The following is an 18,762-nucleotide window of genomic DNA, read 5'->3' as shown; positions in this document are numbered from 1 at the left end:
ATGACCAAGCCAAATTCGTCCTTAATCGATTGTGCTCTAGATACAATTCGGACCGGGAAGCTCGTAGCCATTCCCACCGAGACCGTATATGGTTTGGGTGCTGATGCGAGTAATCGCGATGCAATCCAAAAAATTTACCAACTCAAGGGAAGGCCTACCGATCATCCTCTAATTGTTCATGTTCAGGCGCCACCAAGTGGCAGTAAAGATCTTGAACAAGAGTGGTTGACCATCTTAAGTCCCTGGACTCGGCATATTCCAGAGAGCGCACTGATTTTGATCAAGCACTTTTGGCCGGGGCCTCTGACCTTGGTTTTTGAAAAAAGTAGATCGGTTTTGGATTCTGTGACCGGAGGACAGACCACCGTGGCGATTCGTTCACCGGCTCATCCATTGACCCAAGAGCTATTGCATCGTTTTGGAGGCGGCATTGCTGCGCCATCAGCGAATCGTTATGGGCGCATCTCACCAACTTCGGCTGCCGACGTTGAGGCTGAGTTTCCAAATAATCCAGATCTATTGATTTTGGATGGCGGCCCTTGTGAGCATGGGATAGAGTCAACCATTTTGGATGTCTCTGGCGAAGGGTCGCCTAAATTACTTCGCCCAGGATCAATTAGCCCATCCATGATTAAGGCAAGCATCGGGATTGATGTGGTGAGTTCCGGAAATACCGTAAACCAGCCCCGAGTATCGGGCACCCATCTGGCTCACTACGCACCCCATACCCCTCTGTATTTATATTCAGCTTCTGATCTAGCATCGCAACTGGATGCGTTGATTCGTGAAGCGCCTGATGCTAAATTTGCTGTGCTTGTTTGGGAGCAGGACTATTCACAGCATGAGGCTCTACTTATAGCCTATTTGAATAATCTAACTTTTATAGCACTTGCGATGGATCCCGCATTAGTTGCAAAGCAACTCTATCGCCTCTTAAGAGATCTTGATCAAGGCCAATATCAGGGTATTTTGATTCCAAGCCCTCCAAAGACTGAGGCGTGGGATGCAGTACGTGATCGGCTTCAGCGCGCATCTTTTGGATCTGGGCCGTCCTCCAATAACCATGTAAGTAATTGATCGTGAACCTCTTGGCCTCGATTGGCTTTAGGGTCATTGATGAACGAGGTCACTGCATAGATCCGACCTGATTTGCTATAGACATAACCTGAGATGGTGCGTACATTGTTTAGAGAACCTGTTTTGATGCGGGCCTCTGGCTTTTTCTTGAGGTGTAAAAATTTACGCAATTGAGTAATCAAGCGGTTTCGCATGGTTCCCTCGGATCCTGCGGCTGGCAAGGTGGCAGCAAAGGTCTCGGCAATCGGTAAGTTTTGAGCCGAAATCAAAAGGCTATTTAGGTTGCGTGCAGAGATCGCTTCGTTACGGGATAAGCCCGAACCATTCTCAATCACGAGTTCCGGAAAATCCAATCCGCGCTGATTCAGCCAAGCTTGGACTACACCTTTTGCTGATTCAATATCAGCAGGCTTCCCAATTTTTTCAAGGGCGAGGGTCAAAAAAACTTGTCGGGCCATTACATTGTTTGAGAACTTATTGATATCCTCAGCAGCCTCCAAAAGACTTAAGCCTTCAATACTCAATAGAGGGCGGGCATATACAGGGACTGATCCAGCTTGACCACGAGGTGGTCGAACCCATAGCCCTCCCGCCTCTTCCCATGCTGCTGTAAATCCTAGAGTTAGGAAGGTATCGGGATCGAACTTGACCACATTGAATGTAACCCCGCGACAGTTCTGAGGTAGTTCGCCAGAAAAAATAGCTTGCCACTGAATTGCCGATTTATTCTTCACTTGAGAGTTTGCAATCTCTAATGGATTCGGAACCATCTCCAGCCGAAGATTACGCCTTGCCCCATCACATGGAGCCGAGCTCGTCATAATGTCATTTTGAATTGAGAGGCGGGCTAACTTCGGGGTATAACTAATCTGAAAGCCGTCACCATTTTTATTCGGATTAATCTGAAAAGAGAGGGTGCGAAAGGCATACAACAAAGGATCTGGGGGAACGTTATAGGCACGCAAGGTTTCACCATCAATCGTGATCTCTTCCATCACTTGCTTAGCGTACGCGCTTCGATCAAAAACCAAATTTCCATCAATGCGTTGGATGCCAAGGGCACGCAATTGTTTTGTTAGGCGATCAAGCTCTTCTGGGATCCATTTCGGATCACCGTGGCCCACAAAATAGATATTACCTTTTAAGGTCCCATTTTTGATCGCACCATCGGCGAAGAGTTCCGTTTTCCATCGGTACTTTGGCCCCAAAATATCCAGGGCAACCAAGGTGGTGAGTAATTTAATCGTGGAGGCTGGATTCATGGCAACTTCATCACGCCAACGAATAATCGAAGGTGAGCTTAGCTTTGGATTGGCTGCCGATGGAATTTCGCTAACCGCAATGCTGATCGAATCTTTCGGAATGCCACTACGTTTAATTGCCTGTTCAACGCCAGTGGGAAGGGTAGATTGGGCTGCAGCATCATGACCAAGAAAAGGGGCGAAGCAGAAAAGTGCTAGTACTAACCCTAGATTTCGAGTTAAAAAAATACAACTTAGCCCACTAAAGTTCATAAATCTCATTATTTTTTTACTTTGTCTAAAAGTATTTACAGATTTTCTGCATATCTTTGCTAGGATAAACGTGGAGATCCAGTTTAGCCAATGAATGGCAATCCGCTTCTCGATAAACAACACCCTATTAAAGGAAATTGATCATGACAAAAGCAGACTTAGTGGATGTGATTGCAGATGGAGCGGATTTAAGCAAAACCAAAGCGGAGGAGGTGCTTAATTTAGCTCTCGATGCGATCAAGGCGAGTGTTGCCAAGGGCAATACCATGCAATTAGTGGGCTTTGGAAGCTTTTCCTTGGGTTCGCGCGCAGCCCGCATGGGGCGTAACCCAAAAACCGGTGAAGCGATTAAGATTGCAGCCTCAAAAACAGTCAAATTTTCTGCTGGTAAGTCCTTTAAGGATGCAGTGAATAAACGCTAACTCTGATACAAAAAGACCTAGATGAGCAGATGAATTTGTTTGGATTAGCGCTGCGCGTTGATCTGTTTATCTAGGCGATGATTGCTAGCAGTAAGACTTTCTTGGAGGGATTGCTGCAGTATCGTCAGCTCACCATCTGATTTTTCCAAATGAACGCATTGGTCATAGAGTAATTGATCTTTGCTGAGTAGTGCGCCCCCTTTAATTTTATGAATCAAGCTCATGAGTAAGCTACGATCAACTCTCTCTTTGAGCATCTCCAGCGTTTCAAGTTGAACTTTATAAACTTCCTCCAGAATCAAATCATTCATCTGCAAAGACGCGTCTGAAGGTTTGATGGCTGCTTTCGTGGGGCGCGGATGTAAGTGTTTCAGTAATTCAGACTGAAGGCATTCTAGGCGGATTGGTTTAATCAGAACACCATTCATACCCGATTGCATTAGTTTGTCCTGCGAAGTCTGGGCATAGATATCGGCTGTAATGCCAATAATCACAATATCGTGATAACCCATCGAGCGAATCATGCGAGCCAAATCGGTACCATGCATTCCGGGCATTGAGTGATCCGTGAGAATCATGTCATAGACATCTTTATGAAGATATTCGAGGGCTTCCCTAGCATTGGCACATTGGTCAACATGAACACCAAGGCTTTGTAATTGCAAATAAAGAATTTGTCGGCTAGCAGGATGATCCTCGACAATCAGCGCTCGACTATTTTTAAACAAAGGATGGCCTGATGAATTTAGAGAGCGTTGATCATTCTCAATCGGGTGACAGGTTCTAGAAAATGCAACAACAAAATGAATACTCGTTCCTAAATTAGGTGCGCTCTCAATAATTAATTGGCTTTGCATTAACCCAATGAGATGATTGGTAATGCTGAGCCCAAGCCCGGTACTTGAGCCCGACTCGCTGCTCGTTGACAGGTGAGAGCGAATTTGCTCAAAGGGCATCTGCACCCGCTCAATATCCTCTTTGGCCATGCCAATTCCTTGGTCAATCACCCGAAACTCTAGTAATTGGCCTGCATGGTCATTGGCCAATATCCGAACTTCAAAAAACACGAGACCTTGCTCCGTAAATTTAATAGCATTACTGAGAAGATTGTGAAGAATTTGACGAATCCGTAAGGGATCGAGCAGTAATACATCGGCAATATTTGGATCAATAAAGCTAGCAAGGTGAAGTCCTTTGTTCTTGGCATACCCAAAGAAGGTTTGATTAATTTCAGAGAGAATTTGCTTTAAATCAACTGGCTCATGCTCGACCGTAAATTTTCCCGCTTCAATTTTGGCCATGTCGAGTACTTGATTGAGCATTCCCAATAAAGAAGCCGCCGACATGTGGGCACTTTGCAATAACTCGCGTTGATGTGGGTTCAATGAGCTATTCTTCAGTAATAGTTCCTGAGCACCAATGACCGCATTCATTGGCGTGCGAATTTCATGGCTAACGGTAGCCAAGAATGCGGATTTAGCATCGCTGGCATCTTTAGCTTCTTGAGCAATGTTTAATAGGTCGGATTCCGTTCGGAATTGCCTCTTACGTTGCCAAATATGGTGCCCAATCAAAAATGCAATTAATGCAAAGGAGCCGGCCATGCCAAACCAGAGCCAATTTGCCAGATATCCCGATCGATTTGGCGCTAAGGATGGAATCGCTAATAGCTCACCCATAAAGATGGGGTCTGCTTCGTGCAATGATTTTTGAACAATCGAGTGCAGGATGCGATCTTGGTCTGCGATCAGCCATCGATAGGCAAATGGCTTATGACCTAAAGGCCGAATTTGTATTTTTTGAAGATTGAGTTGTTCGCTAAGATGCATTGCCAAGCGTAACGGCATCACAGCAAAGTGCGCCTCTCCTGTTAATAACTCTTGAGCAATTAATTCTGGTGAATTGATAAGACGCGCTTGATTCATTGGCCCTGTAAAGTCATAGCCACGATCAAAGAAGATGGTCTTTTCAACTGTAGGATTTAATGAAGACGTGCTATTCGATTGCGTTGCTATCATCACATCCTGTCCCCAAAAAATTGGCTCTGTAAGTCGACCAAGAAGCGCTGATTCCAGTTTCTGATTGGGATCAATCACAAGACTTACTTCGCCATTACGAATTTGATGAATGCCAGCTTCATCAGAGCTACGCCACTTTGGTGAAAATTCGAGGCCTGAACAATCTTTTAACTTTGATAGTAGTTTTGGATAAATGCCGCCATCCCAGTAGGGGCGATACTTCTCATGAATGCTAAATTGAACGATTGGATGGGCTTTGATCCATTCTTGTTCTGCTTGGGTAAATTGGGGAAAGCCTCCTTGGGCGTGAGCGCATTGCAAGCAAAGCGCGATGCTTAGACCGAATAGCCACCCTAACAAAGAATGCATCGCGCTTCGCCCCAATCTTAGCCTTCAATAATGTGGTTATTGCGGCAAAAGAGAACCAGATCAGCGATATTGGAAATCCCTAACTTATCAAATAAACGATGCTTGTAAGTTGCAACCGTTTTGCTGCTGATATTGAGGTGGTCCGATATTTCTGCATTGGATTTTCCTTTACCCAGGTATTTCATGACTTGTAATTCTCGATCAGAAATAGACGCCATCTTCTCGCTATCGGATAGGGCTGCATGGCCGTTACGACCTGTTGAGAAGAAGGTGTAGCCTTGTGAAACGGCAACGCAGGCTGCTAGAATAATATTGGCGCTAGCTGTTTTGTTCACAAAGCCATGGGCGCCTAAGGAGCGTACTCTTCCTCCATAGACCTGCTCGTCAAGGCTCGATAGGATTAGGATACGGATATTGGGGTAAGAGATCCCAATCTTCCGGATAACATCAAAGCCATCGGTTTTGGGCATATCCAAATCCAAAATCACAATATCGGGCTGCACATTTTTTAAAACACTGAGGCATTCTTCGCCGCTTTGGGCTTGGGCAACCACTTCAAATGGCACTTGGTTTAACAGCATGGACTTCAATGCCATTAACATGGCAGGATGATCATCAATCAACATCACTTTATTACGCATTACAGGTCTCCTTGTGGTTAAAGTTATTTTGATGTTTGAATAGAAAAAAGTGCTTTACCAATACGACTATCTTGAATATGAATAATTTGATGTCGATTGACAGGTGAGAGCATGAGGCTGCCATAGCAATAATCGATACCGAGTTGATAGGCAAGTTCGTTATCACGGACAAAAGTCACGTTACTGAAGTAAGTTTTGCAGGACCACTTCTTAAATAAGTGGATTTGGTCAATTATTTGGGCGCTAGCCGAAGAGTTCGTCTCGCGGATGTGCGACGCATCAAAATGAACAGCCTCAAACTGAAACTGGCTAATTAATTTGATCGTATTTGGGTTGCCATCAAACTGAAGAGCATGAAATAGCACGCCCAAGCGCCTTAGCTTTGTGATGGCAGCACTTAATTCGTTATCGATGGCTTGGTGATTTGTAAAGCCAATATTAATTAGGCCGATGGGTAGCCTTGAATTTAAGATCAGATCGCATAGTCCATCAACGCATGATGCAATCTTTAGATCAGATACATTGATTGGAAGAATGAGGGGGATGATGCGATTGCTGCATTGCCAGTAATGAATAGCATCAATTCCTTCCATGCAAAAGCGCAAGACCTCGGATGAGCTTGCCGTCAACAGGGGTCGAAATAAAACCCCCTTTAAGGCACTTCCGGAGCGATTGAAGATGGGTTCAAAATCAATTCCCCGATAGACGAATTCATTAACGGAGTTTTTTGGGGTGGGATGAGCAAATTCTTCTTGATCTCTCGGGCTTTCCCAATATGGCTGTTCAATGTCACGCAATTCACGGAAGGGCTTGTTCTTCCATGCCATCACCAAGTTATAAAGCCGTGATTTAGGGCTCATGCTTTTCTCCAATCGAATATGAATGAGTCTATGCATGCCAACCGTTTTAAGTAAGGGCATAAAGATGATTTATGTGTAAGAAATTTCCTACGCCTGCCTGGCTATGGAAGGCATCATCCAAAATCCATATTGCGTTTAGGGAGCGGGCTCTTGAAAACAGCGAATGAACACCTATATAATCAGCACTCACTACACTAGAGTGCTAATAATGATTATAAATTATTTCATTTTATTGAAAATATTTATATAAATCATATATTTAACTCAATGTGCAGAGATAATAAGGCAGCATATTTTATTAGTTAATACTTACTAACATAGGAGAGGGAATGAATCTACGTCCTTTACACGATCGCGTGATTATTAAGCGCTTAGATCAAGAAACAAAAACCGCCTCTGGAATCGTGATTCCAGATAACGCAGCAGAAAAGCCTGATCAGGGCGAGGTATTGGCCGTTGGCCCCGGTAAGCGTGATGACAGTGGCAAATTAAATGCCCCCGATGTCAAAGTTGGCGATCGCGTTCTATTTGGAAAGTATGCGGGTCAAACTGTAAAAGTTGATGGCGACGAGCTTCTTGTCATGCGTGAAGAAGACATCATGGCCGTTGTTCAGAAGTAATTAGGCAACTAGAAAGGAATTTAATCATGGCAGCAAAAGATGTAGTGTTTGGCGATAACGCCCGCGTCAAGATGGTTGAGGGTGTGAATATCCTCGCAAATGCAGTCAAGGTAACTCTTGGACCCAAAGGCCGTAATGTAGTGATCGAGCGCTCATTTGGCGGCCCAACTATCACCAAAGACGGTGTTTCAGTGGCTAAAGAAATCGAGCTCAAAGATAAGCTCCAGAACATGGGTGCTCAGATGGTCAAGGAGGTTGCTTCGAAGACCGCTGATATCGCAGGTGACGGCACGACAACCGCTACTGTACTAGCTCAGTCAATTGTGCGTGAAGGTATGAAGTATGTAGTTGCTGGCCATAATCCCATGGATCTCAAGCGCGGTATTGATAAAGCGGTAAGCGCTGCGATTGAAGAGCTCAAAAAAATCAGCAAGCCTTGCACCACCACCAAAGAAATTGCACAAGTTGGTTCGATTTCAGCGAATAGCGATGAGAGCATTGGTAAGCGTATCGCTGAAGCAATGGAGAAGGTTGGTAAAGAGGGTGTGATTACCGTCGAAGATGGTAAGTCTCTTGAAGACGAATTAGAAGTAGTAGAGGGTATGCAGTTTGACCGTGGCTACTTGTCCCCATACTTCATTAATCAGCCTGAGAAGCAAACCGCTGTGTTGGAGAACCCTTATATTCTCTTGTTTGATAAGAAGATCAGCAATATCCGTGATCTCTTGCCAGTTCTCGAGCAAGTGGCTAAATCAGGTCGCCCATTGATGATTGTTGCTGAAGATGTTGAAGGCGAAGCCTTGGCAACCCTAGTAGTGAACAACATCCGCGGTATCCTAAAAACATGTGCTGTGAAGGCGCCTGGTTTTGGTGATCGTCGTAAAGCGATGTTGGAAGATATTGCAATCTTGACCGGTGGCCAAGTGATTGCTGAGGAAGTTGGTCTAACACTCGAGAAGACCACTCTTGAGCATCTTGGGCAAGCCAAGCGTGTTGAGATTGGCAAAGAGAACACCACCATTATTGATGGTGCAGGCGATGCAAAATCGATTGAAGCCCGCGTCAAGAACATTCGCGTTCAGATCGACGAAGCCACCAGCGACTATGACCGCGAGAAACTACAAGAGCGTGTTGCTAAGTTGGCAGGCGGTGTTGCTGTAATCCGCGTTGGTGCTGCAACCGAAGTCGAAATGAAAGAGAAGAAAGCACGTGTTGATGATGCATTGCATGCGACCCGTGCGGCCGTTGAAGAGGGCATTGTTCCTGGCGGCGGCGTTGCACTGATTCGTGCAAAGCAGGGCATTGCTGGTCTCAAGGGCGATAATCCTGATCAAAACGCTGGTATTAGCATTGTGTTGCGCGCAATGGAAGAGCCACTACGTATCATCGTTTCCAATGCAGGTGATGAGGCTAGCGTAGTAGTGAATTCAGTAGCCGCTGGTAAAGGTAATCATGGTTACAACGCTGCCACGGGCGAGTATGGTGACTTAGTTGCTCAAGGCGTGATTGACCCAACCAAGGTTACAAAGACCGCGTTAGTTAATGCCGCATCTGTTGCTGCACTATTACTGACCACCGACTGCGCAATTGCAGAATCTCCAAAAGAGGAAGCTGCTGGCGGCGGTATGCCAGGCGGTATGGGTGGCATGGGTGGCATGGGTGGTATGGACGGAATGATGTAATTAAGACTTCGGTCCAAACTAAAGGGCAGCCTTGGCTGCCCTTTTTATTTGCATCAATTTTAGTTACGATGAGCTCTTGTAGATAAAAAATTACTAAGTGAGATCGGTGAATAAAATTTTATGGATCATAAGCATCTTGCTCTTATCTGGATGCACCTCTCCTGTGAAGCAGCAAGAACCGATCGTTCTTAAAAAGGGAGATCCAATCGTTTTAGGAGACCAGTATTGGACGCTTGATTTCACTTATTTTTATAAGGGTAAGGAAGTCAAAACCGTTATCAGTCAATACGATCATCGCCGTGATTGTTTTGAGGCGATGTTTAAGATGCAAAAAGAAGCTAGCAAGAAGCCAAATAGTAGTGGTGCTGGTTTGTGTAAAAAATTATTTGTGGAGGGACAAGAGCGGACCGATAAAGATCATTTGGGCTTTCGATAAAAAAAGGCAGCCTAGGCTGCCTTTTCATTACCGACTGATTTGATCAATCCACCGCTTTGACCATATCCTCAACCACCTTCTTAGCATCACCAAAGACCATCATGGTTTTGTCCATGTAGAAGAGTTCGTTGTCGATTTATAAGGCTTATAGAGCGATTCCTAGGTTTGCGTCAATTCCTGTTGATTGTTAGTTAAGTCTTTATTTAACCACTAATTTGGACTTAATTGGACAAGAAATGGACAGAAAATGGACAGTATTCCCGTCCTGTCCGATATGATATGACGGGGGGGGGGATTAAGTCCTTTGGGGTAAAACACTAGCTACTTTGTTGATATTCAAAGGTAAAATCAAACTTAACTTTCTTATATTGTTACATCAATAATAATTCGCCATACAGCATTAATCGATTTGATTGATGATCAGAATAGAACAATAAACTTATTAAACATACAGCTATCTATTACAAAATATGTATAAACACAAAAAGATTCAAGCAGCATTATTCAGCGTTCTATTGTTATCATCAATCATTAGTAAGTTAAGCAATGCTCAAGTTATAACTTCGGTTATACCCGGCGCAACGAGCATACCATTTACACCATCAAATCTATTTACCTCGGGTCCAGTAACAGAAAATGGAATAACATTCACATCAACACATACGAGCTCTGTTTATGGCTTTACAAGTGGATATGGCTTAGACCAGAATGGTTTGTGGGATGCGCCATTTAACTATATTGGTCTAAATACAGATATTGGAAAAATGAGCATTTCTTTTTCAAGACTTGCCAGTGGCGTAACGGGCTTTATCAATTATGCTGTAAGCGCAACTCCTGGAATCTACTCAACGCCATCCATCTCTGTATACGACTCCTCGGGAAGATTATTGGCGACTTTTACGCCCAATATTTCAACCCCAGGCGGGCTCAATGGTGGATCCATCCTTGGATTTCGTCTAAGCTCAGCTCAAATTGCAAGATTAGACTTATCAAATGCATATATAGTGTTAACTGATCTTCAGGCATTTTTCGGTCCCTCCGCCGCTGACACTCAACAATCCCTCGTCAACACCGCCTCAGTCTTGCAAGGTACCTTTACTTTACAAAATACCGTCATGGTCAATGGCTTTACCTATGACTGCTCCTTATTTGATAAGCGTGGTATTTGTGTTAGTGCGGGTGGTCGCAATACCACCGTACAAGCTCAAGGGATCAACAACACCAGCGGCTTATTGATCGCCTCTTACCGCTTGGATAAGAACAACAGCCGAATTGGTGCCTGGGTGGATCAGAACTTATCTCGTAGCGGTCCCGGCACGGTTCAATTGGGTAATAGCACCCCCATGATTGGACTCTTTGGGGTGTGGAGCCAGCGTCCCGATGGAGTGGGTGCGGAAGTCAAAGTCTCTGCCGCTTATGGACAAAAAGATACGACTATTACTCGTCAGGTGGTTGGTACTAGTGAAGCCGGTAGTGGCGGTTCCCAACTGATTAGCCAAGGTGCTCAAGTGGTCGCCAAGTATGGTTTTGCTGTGATGCCTGATGTAGTTGTATCTCCTTATGCGGGAGTGCGGTATACCCAAAACAATATGGGTGGCTATACCGAAGCCGCTACCAGTGCAGTAACAGCACCGCTTACCTACTCAGCATTGAATACCAATGCCACCACTGTACTAGCTGGCGCTGAAGCCAGATACCGTGGTATTCCAAAGACTACCTTGTTTGCCAGTGCGGGCGTTGAGACCGATACCAATACCAGTAATGGCTCATACTCAGCCACTGGAGTGGATGGTTTAACCCCCGTGAACTTCAACCCCAATCCAGTCAAGACCAGACCCACTGCAACAGTCGGCGGCTACTATGACATCCTCAAGAACCAACGTATTGGTGTCACTGGCATTTACCGCCAAGAGCCATTTCAAGCCGTGTCAACCTCTACGGTGATGGCGACTTACACCATCGGCTTGTAATCCACTGTAGTAAGTCAGCAAAAGACCTGCTTCGGCGGGTTTTTTCATTTAAAAAGGTTGGTGTCTTTGCTAATTATCAATTACTTGACTAGCTCTATTTTTCAGAAAAGTCATTAAACCAGAACCTCTGTAAATAATTGATATATATTGATATTTAGCTATATTGATGGGCTTACTCGTACCAATAAGCCATAGCTCCTTCATCTTCTGCTCTAGTACAGTTAATTAGCTTAATTCTGTGCCTTCATCAGAGTCAGCATCTGCGTCAGCTAATGATTGAATATCGTCTAGGATTTCTAATTCTTGGTTGAGATGTTCCTTTAGGATAGCCTCTTCAGGAGTGGTCTTTGTGGCAATAATCTCTCCAAATGCAGACATTAGCAGTTGATCGTAATTCGGTAGTGGTTTAGCAACCTCAGCTTCTAGTTCTGGTTCTCGATAAGGCTTGTTTAGCTTTCTGGATACCCAATATTCAGCATATTTCAATGCTTCAGCAAGGTGGCTCATATCACTTTGTTTCACAATAAATGAGTCATGCACTGCCAGCACAATAGCGTCTGTTTTCATCAGAAAATAGTCAAATACAGAGCCACATAAGAGGCTATCGTGATTTTGAAGCTCCAGTCCTATACCAGTGCAAAAGAACTGCTCGATAGGCTTATGATGGTCTCGAACAGCCTGTTCTAAGGCGATGCAATAAGCCTTGTTAATAGTGGGTGGCTGAGGGTGCTGATCGTCCCTATACTCTTGTCTATTTTTATTTAAATAAAAGATGAGACTTTGAGTTGCTGGAGCAGGTTTCTTACGATTAATGAGGATATTGAAGGCTTTCTTCACGAGCTTTCTGGGATAGCCCTCAATCGTGTAGGCATCACGAGTCGGCTCAGGTAAGCCCGCCCGTTGATAAAGAAGTGATGGATGCAAACCCTTATAGTCAACCTCCACAACGGGTTCGCCATCAATCGTTAGCAATAGTCGTAATTGAGACTTAAAGCCCTGAAAGGTCGAGTAATACCTCCCACCTCGGGTAAATACACCATCATTAAAGATGCGGGTCAGGGAAAAGACAACGGGTGGTATGACTTCACCGTTGAGCCGAATCTCATGGGACTCTAGTCGTTTGTTGTAGGCTGCAATGCGGTCTAACCAGATCCATTTCTCAGGATGATGATTGAGTCGCATCCGTTTGCCGTCTTTTCGCAGCTCGATGAGTGGAGCTTCTGGATTGCGAGTGATGGTTTTCAGAATCTGCTCTTGACGGGTTTGATACGGGCAGAATTGAACCGCTATATCGAGCCACTTGCGAGTCAATCGATATGATGCGGGTGTCCACGTGCCAGACTCACTCTGATGAGCTGGTTTGGTCTTTTCTATATATCCATTCTTAATGAGCCATTTGAGGCAATCCAAGAGTTCGCTTTGATACATGGGGCTACGTCGTGTCACTCCATGGTAGTGATTGCGACCCGTAGGAATCTGTACATCGCCCTTTTGGTAACCGCCGATGAGATATAGAGCGGCTACGGCGGTTTTCATCCACTTTGTGAGGCTACTAATGCGAGCTTTGGGTGGCTTTCTACGGTAGTCCTTGAGCATCTCCTCAATTAGAGCTTGAGCTTGCAACTTAATAGCAGGATGTTTTGAATAGACTCGGTATTCAAATAAAGACATGATCTTTTAATCGCTTTATCTTCTTCTGCGCTTTACCCATGTATAGGCTTCGCCATTGGGAAACTTACCGTCCAAGATACCGTCTGCCCCAAACTTCCCTACAACTTCCATCCCGTCAAATTCAATCCTGATAAATTCGCCCAGTTCCTTCGCCCAAGCCATTGCTTGATCGAGAGTTTCAAATTCGTGAATTTCTGAGTTGTGCTTTACGGTAATCATTCCATTTAGGCAATCTTATCTAACTTTCTTGCAATATCCTCAGCTCTTGGATGGTAATAGCGTTTAAGCATAGCAAGACTTCGATGACCCGTTACAGAAGACAACTCAATTAAGTTAGGTAGTTTATCGGCAAGACTGGTTATTGCCATGTGGCGTAGGTCATGAAAATGAAAGTCATCAATATTTGCTTTAGTTCTTGCTCTTTCAATCGCTGCCGAGAGGGTGGAGTTAGTGATTGGAAACACTTTCCCGTTAATACTTCTTGGGAGATCTTTTAGTACTAAAACTGCTTCTGAAGACAGTGGAACAGTTCTGCTATCACCATTCTTTGTTATCGGGATATGTGCCGTTTGTTTATTAAGGTCAATATCAGTCCATTTCAAAGCCAATAATTCCCCACGCCTCATTGCAGTTGCAAGGGCAAACTTAACTATTGGAAGAATCCAGTGATTTGCATTTTTAACTCTCGGTTTGAGTGCTTCATATAGTCTACTAAGCTCCTCATTTGTTAGGATGCGACTTCTTCCCTGGGTGCTGGGCGGCTTTTTTACTAGCGGGATAGGATTATTAATATTGATGCCCCATTCCCGTCTGGCGTGATTAATAATGGAAGAGAAGTAACTCAGCTCTCGAATAACTGTGCCATTACAGACTATCTTTAGTCGTTCATCTCGATATTCCGCTACTTTCATGGGCGTTAGATTTACCATCGATTGTTTGGCAATTGGATGCCTTGCCAGAGCTTTTAATCGATAAGTGTCCTCTCGCATACTACGAGTTTTCAGGGTGACTTCTTGGATATATCGCTCAATTACTTCGCAAAACAAGGTTCGCTCAGCCAGAACTAAATTGGTATAGCAGCCCTTATCAATTTCGGATTCGATCTGCCTTGCCCATTTTTCTGCATCTTGTTTGTTTGAGAAGGACTTGGCAACAGCTTGTTGTCCTTTGCGGGTGATTCGGGCTTGCCACTTACCGTTACGGTTACGAATCGATGCCATTTTTCCTCTCCAGTTGGACAGGAATTGGACAAGCCCTTTTAAATCTCCCTTACAGCCTTATATCTATTGGTCTAGCAGTCCTAATCAACCGCTTTGACCATATCCTCAACCACCTTCTTAGCATCACCAAAGACCATCATGGTTTTGTCCATGTAGAAGAGTTCGTTGTCGAGGCCAGCGTAGCCAGCTGCCATCGAGCGCTTGTTGACGATGATGGTTTTGGCTTTGAACGCTTCCAAAATGGGCATACCGAAGATGGGGCTACCAGGCGTGCGTGCTGCGGGATTTACTACGTCATTGGCGCCCAAAACAAGAACCACATCTGCCTGACCAAAGTCGCTGTTAATGTCTTCCATCTCAAACACTTGATCGTAAGGAACTTCGGCCTCGGCTAATAGTACGTTCATGTGGCCAGGCATACGACCGGCAACAGGGTGGATCGCGTACTTCACAGTAACACCATGATGAATTAACTTCTCGGTGAGCTCTTTAAGGGCATGCTGAGCACGCGCTACTGCAAGACCGTAGCCAGGAACAATGATCACCGTATCAGCATTGGTCATCAAGAAGGCGGCATCCTCTGCAGAACCTGTTTTGTAGTTTTTGGGACCGCCATCGTCACCACCTGCAGCAGCTTCCGCACCAAAACCACCCAGCAAAACAGCGGTAATTGAGCGGTTCATTGCCTTACACATAATGTAGGACAGAATCGCACCCGAGGATCCAACGCAAGCACCCGCAATGATTAACACTGGGTTGTTGAGGGTGAAGCCAATACCAGCTGCTGCCCAGCCAGAGTAGCTGTTGAGCATCGATACCACTACTGGCATATCAGCGCCACCAATCGGAATAATCAAGGTGATACCGAGCACTAGGGCAATTGCACACATGATCAAGAATGCGGCGTGACTATCGGTGAGGAAGTATGCAACGCCAGCAGCGACCATCAAGATCGCCATGATCAAGTTGAGCAAATGCTGTCCTGAAAAACTCACTGGTTTACCGCTCACCTTGCCAGAGAGTTTTCCGAAGGCAATGACGGATGCGGTGAAGGTAATCGCACCAATAAAGGCGCCAATAAACAACTCAATCTTCTGAGCCCCGCTATGGGTTTGGGCGGGATTAAAGACCGCAGCAATTGCAATTAACACCGCTGATAAACCAACAAAGGAGTGCATTAATGCAACTAGCTCGGGCATCTTGGTCATTTGCACGCGTTGTGCTGCAATCGAACCAATGATGGCGCCCGCGATGATTGCTCCCCCAATTAACCAATAAACCGGCTTAAAGCTTGGAATGAGGAAGGTAGTAATAACCGCAAGTGCCATCCCAACCATGCCATAGACATTGCCTTGGCGCGAGGTGGTTGGGGATGAGAGTCCTTTGAGTGCCAAAATAAATAGCACGGACGAAACAAGATAAGAAATGGCTGTGAAGTTTGACATGATGTGCTCTCTTATTAGTTGCCAGCCGATTCGTTCTTCGGAGCTTTTTTCTTGAACATCTCAAGCATTCGCCGAGTAACCATAAAACCACCAAAGATATTGATGGATGCTAAGAAAATCGCTAGCGCTCCAATCAAGCTTGTTAGGGTGATTTCATCACCATTGATGACTTCCGTTTGCAACATCGCGCCAACAATGATGATCCCTGAAATGGCATTCGTCACCGACATCAGCGGGGTATGCAAAGCAGGTGTTACATTCCACACCACGTGGTAGCCAACAAAAATAGCCAACACAAAAACTGTGATGTTTTGGACGGTTAATAGACTTTGAATAGCAGCAGCATCCATTTTGGTTCCCTCAATAATTAATTGGTGCGAATGGCTTGGCCATCACGGCACATCAAGCAGGCGGCAACAATATCGTCATCGGCTGCAGCTGGAATGGCAAGTTGCCCTTCCTTATTAATGATGAGCTTCATGAAATCAAGCAAATTTCTGGCATAGAGGGCTGAGGCATCCGCAGCCACCATGCTTGGTAAATTGGTGTAACCAACAATCTTTACACCGTTGTGATTGATCACCTGGTCTGCACGAGTTAGTGGGCAGTTCCCTGAGCCGTTCTCACCGCGCCCAGCGCCGATATCAATCACCACCGAGCCAGCTTTCATCTTCTCAACGGTATCGGCATGCAAGAGAACAGGAGGTTTGCGCCCCGGAATTAATGCAGTGGTGATCACAATATCAGCTTGAGCTGCACGCTCAGCCACCAGCGCCGCTTGACGCTTCATCCATGCCTCAGGCATAGGACGGGCATAACCACCAACCCCCTGAGCAATCTCGCGTTCCTCATCGGTTTCATAGGGTACGTCGACAAATTTGGCGCCTAGGGACTCAATTTGCTCTTTGGCGGCAGGGCGGACGTCAGAGGCCTCAATGACGGAGCCAAGGCGCTTAGCGGTTGCAATCGCCTGCAAACCGGCAACCCCAGCACCCAAGATAAGGATGCGGGCAGCTTTTACGGTTCCCGCAGCTGTCATTAGCATGGGCATAAAGCGCTGATACTCATTCGCGGCCAACATCACGGCCTTGTAACCGGCAATATTGGCTTGGGAGGAGAGCACATCCATACTCTGGGCACGGGTGGTACGCGGTGCGGCTTCGAGGGCAAAAGCGGTGATTCCCTGAGCTGCCATCGCAGAAATTCCTGCATTATCAAAGGGATCGAGCATGCCAATCAGGACGGATCCCGCTTTGATCTGCTTTAGTTCATCAGCCTGGGGCGCGCGAACCTTGAGAACAATCTCACAGGCAAATGCGTCGGTTGCGGAGCCAATGCTGGCCCCAACGGCCTCATAAGCACTATCGGGAAGGCTGGCGCCAACCCCTGCACCTGATTGAATAATGACTTGATGACCTTGGCTAATCAGCTTTTTAACGGTCTCAGCGGTCGCGGCAACCCGGGTTTCTCCGGGTCTGGTTTCCAGCGGCACTCCAATGCGCATGGCGTATCTCCAAAAGCAAGAATTTTTAAAAAAGGAACCATTTTAATTAATTAGCCATGCCTTGTGAGCTAGCCCGCCCAGTCTCCTGTATATCCCTTTGGCCAGAGCTTGACCGAGACTTTTACAATATGTGAGCTTGAAACAATTTCTGTATTTTCGCACTTTTTTAATGGTTTCCCCTAATAATTCTATTTTCCAGCCATGACCGCCACAGAATCCCAAAAAATTACACCTTCTGGCAGACCAAAGGTGGTGGTGGGTATGTCTGGGGGCGTTGACTCCTCGGTGGCCGCCTGGTTACTAAAAGACCAGGGCTATGAGGTGCTTGGTCTCTTCATGAAAAACTGGGAAGACGACGATCAGGATGAGTATTGTTCTGCACGGCAAGATTGGATTGATGTTGTATCTGTTGCTGATCTCTTGGGGATCGATGTTGAAGCAGTGAACTTTGCCCAAGAGTATCGTGAACGTGTCTTTGCTGATTTTTTGAGAGAGTACGCAGCAGGTCGAACACCAAATCCGGATGTGCTTTGCAATGCCGAGATTAAATTCAAAGCGTTTTTAGATCATGCGATGCATTTGGGGGCTGATTTGATCGCTACTGGGCACTATGCTCGAGTTGAGCGTCATGCTGATCATGTGCAACTACTAAAAGCCCGGGATCTGACGAAAGATCAGAGCTACTTCTTGCATCGCTTAACGCAAGCCCAATTATCCAAAGTGCTGTTCCCGCTTGGCGATATCACCAAAAAAGAGGTCCGTGAGATCGCTGCAGATTTGGGCTTACCCAACGCTCGTAAGAAAGACTCAACGGGGATTTGTTTTATTGGCGAGCGCCCTTTTCGAGAATTCTTAAACCGCTATTTGCCCAGAACCCCAGGCCCGATCCTGAGTGTGGATGGTAAGCAATTGGGGGAGCATATGGGCTTGGCATTCTTTACCTTGGGGCAGCGCAAAGGAATTGGTTTGGGCGGTAGCCAAGATGGAACCGGTGATGCTTGGTATGTGGCCCGCAAAGATGTTGCTAATAACACGCTCTACGTGGCACAAGGCCACGATCATCCCTGGTTATTGAGCGAAACCTTAGCTGCAATGGATGCCTCATGGATTTCAGGCCATGAGCCGCCACTGGGCCAATACAGCGCAAAAACCCGTTATCGGCAAGAGGATGCGCTCTGCGCAATTACCGCCGAAGACGGCGACTCCTTTGAGTTGCAATTCGAGACGGCTCAGTGGGCGGTCACGCCAGGCCAGTCCGCCGTTCTCTATCAAGGGGATGTTTGCTTGGGCGGCGGAATTATCGTTCGCTAAGC

General features: G+C 45.8%; 17 protein-coding genes. 7 read left to right on the top strand and 10 right to left on the bottom strand.

The features are described 5' to 3' along the window. A complete protein-coding gene (locus tag QUE64_RS07715) occupies positions 1–1,077 on the top strand; it encodes an L-threonylcarbamoyladenylate synthase (protein ID WP_286225202.1) in 1,077 nt (358 codons plus the stop codon). On the opposite strand, the gene dacB is transcribed toward QUE64_RS07715, so the two are convergent. Continuing rightward, a complete protein-coding gene (dacB, locus tag QUE64_RS07710; protein WP_286225201.1) occupies positions 1,023–2,591 on the bottom strand; it encodes a D-alanyl-D-alanine carboxypeptidase/D-alanyl-D-alanine endopeptidase in 1,569 nt (522 codons plus the stop codon). The genes QUE64_RS07715 and dacB overlap by 55 nt on opposite strands. Positions 2,592–2,734: 143 nt before the next feature. Between dacB and QUE64_RS07705 the strand changes: the two genes are divergently transcribed. Next, the gene (locus QUE64_RS07705) at positions 2,735–3,013 is read left to right on the top strand and encodes an HU family DNA-binding protein (RefSeq protein WP_108509010.1); all 279 of its coding nucleotides are present in this window, start codon (positions 2,735–2,737) and stop codon (positions 3,011–3,013) included. 44 nt (positions 3,014–3,057) lie between these two features. Here the strand turns inward: QUE64_RS07705 and QUE64_RS07700 are convergent, their stop codons facing one another. The 3 genes from QUE64_RS07700 to QUE64_RS07690 are packed head-to-tail and all read right to left on the bottom strand — an operon-like array spanning position 3,058 to position 6,901. Beyond that, complete coding sequence (locus tag QUE64_RS07700) at positions 3,058–5,400, bottom strand: response regulator (RefSeq protein WP_286225200.1); 2,343 nt, start codon at positions 5,398–5,400, stop codon at positions 3,058–3,060. Positions 5,401–5,417: 17 nt separating this feature from the next. Next, positions 5,418–6,041 (bottom strand): response regulator transcription factor, encoded by a 624-nt coding sequence (locus QUE64_RS07695; RefSeq protein WP_108509008.1) that lies wholly within the window; start codon positions 6,039–6,041, stop codon positions 5,418–5,420. 23 nt (positions 6,042–6,064) lie between these two features. Continuing rightward, positions 6,065–6,901 (bottom strand): EAL domain-containing protein, encoded by an 837-nt coding sequence (locus tag QUE64_RS07690; RefSeq protein ID WP_286225199.1) that lies wholly within the window; start codon positions 6,899–6,901, stop codon positions 6,065–6,067. A gap of 329 nt (positions 6,902–7,230) precedes the next feature. On the opposite strand from QUE64_RS07690, the gene groES reads away from it, so the two are divergent. The 4 genes from groES to QUE64_RS07670 all read left to right on the top strand — a co-directional run bounded on the left by groES (position 7,231) and on the right by QUE64_RS07670 (position 11,609). After that, positions 7,231–7,521, top strand: a complete 291-nt coding sequence (gene groES / locus QUE64_RS07685; RefSeq protein WP_108509006.1) for a co-chaperone GroES — start codon at positions 7,231–7,233, stop codon at positions 7,519–7,521. A 26-nt stretch (positions 7,522–7,547) separates the two neighbouring features. Beyond that, positions 7,548–9,203, top strand: coding sequence for a chaperonin GroEL (gene groL, locus QUE64_RS07680; protein ID WP_286223475.1), 1,656 nt, complete (start codon positions 7,548–7,550; stop codon positions 9,201–9,203). Between the two features lie 106 nt (positions 9,204–9,309). Next, positions 9,310–9,639: a hypothetical protein gene (locus QUE64_RS07675; RefSeq protein ID WP_286225198.1), complete on the top strand. Its 330-nt coding sequence runs from the start codon at positions 9,310–9,312 to the stop codon at positions 9,637–9,639. A gap of 764 nt (positions 9,640–10,403) precedes the next feature. Beyond that, entirely contained in the window at positions 10,404–11,609 is a 1,206-nt protein-coding gene (locus QUE64_RS07670) for an autotransporter outer membrane beta-barrel domain-containing protein (RefSeq protein ID WP_286225197.1), read from the top strand. 225 nt (positions 11,610–11,834) lie between these two features. Here the strand turns inward: QUE64_RS07670 and QUE64_RS07665 are convergent, their stop codons facing one another. The 6 genes from QUE64_RS07665 to QUE64_RS07640 form a co-directional block, all read right to left on the bottom strand. Then, entirely contained in the window at positions 11,835–13,280 is a 1,446-nt protein-coding gene (locus QUE64_RS07665; RefSeq protein WP_286225196.1) for a hypothetical protein, read from the bottom strand. A gap of 15 nt (positions 13,281–13,295) precedes the next feature. Further along, entirely contained in the window at positions 13,296–13,499 is a 204-nt protein-coding gene (locus tag QUE64_RS07660) for a hypothetical protein (protein ID WP_286225195.1), read from the bottom strand. A gap of 5 nt (positions 13,500–13,504) precedes the next feature. Then, positions 13,505–14,500 (bottom strand): tyrosine-type recombinase/integrase, encoded by a 996-nt coding sequence (locus tag QUE64_RS07655; protein ID WP_286225194.1) that lies wholly within the window; start codon positions 14,498–14,500, stop codon positions 13,505–13,507. Between the two features lie 80 nt (positions 14,501–14,580). Next, the gene (locus QUE64_RS07650; protein WP_286225193.1) at positions 14,581–15,945 is read right to left on the bottom strand and encodes an NAD(P)(+) transhydrogenase (Re/Si-specific) subunit beta; all 1,365 of its coding nucleotides are present in this window, start codon (positions 15,943–15,945) and stop codon (positions 14,581–14,583) included. Between the two features lie 14 nt (positions 15,946–15,959). Beyond that, a complete protein-coding gene (locus tag QUE64_RS07645; RefSeq protein ID WP_286223472.1) occupies positions 15,960–16,295 on the bottom strand; it encodes a proton-translocating transhydrogenase family protein in 336 nt (111 codons plus the stop codon). A gap of 17 nt (positions 16,296–16,312) precedes the next feature. After that, on the bottom strand, positions 16,313–17,449 hold the full coding sequence (locus tag QUE64_RS07640) for a Re/Si-specific NAD(P)(+) transhydrogenase subunit alpha (RefSeq protein ID WP_286225192.1): 1,137 nt from the start codon (positions 17,447–17,449) through the stop codon (positions 16,313–16,315). Positions 17,450–17,650: 201 nt separating this feature from the next. On the opposite strand from QUE64_RS07640, the gene mnmA reads away from it, so the two are divergent. Next, on the top strand, positions 17,651–18,760 hold the full coding sequence (gene mnmA / locus QUE64_RS07635) for a tRNA 2-thiouridine(34) synthase MnmA (RefSeq protein WP_286225191.1): 1,110 nt from the start codon (positions 17,651–17,653) through the stop codon (positions 18,758–18,760). Positions 18,761–18,762 lie beyond the last annotated feature (2 nt).

The sequence above is a fragment of the Polynucleobacter sp. HIN7 genome (assembly GCF_030297595.1).
Taxonomy (GTDB): Bacteria; Pseudomonadota; Gammaproteobacteria; order Burkholderiales; family Burkholderiaceae; genus Polynucleobacter.
Note: the sequence above shows the minus strand (reverse complement) of the source record. Positions and strands in the feature narration are given on the sequence as shown.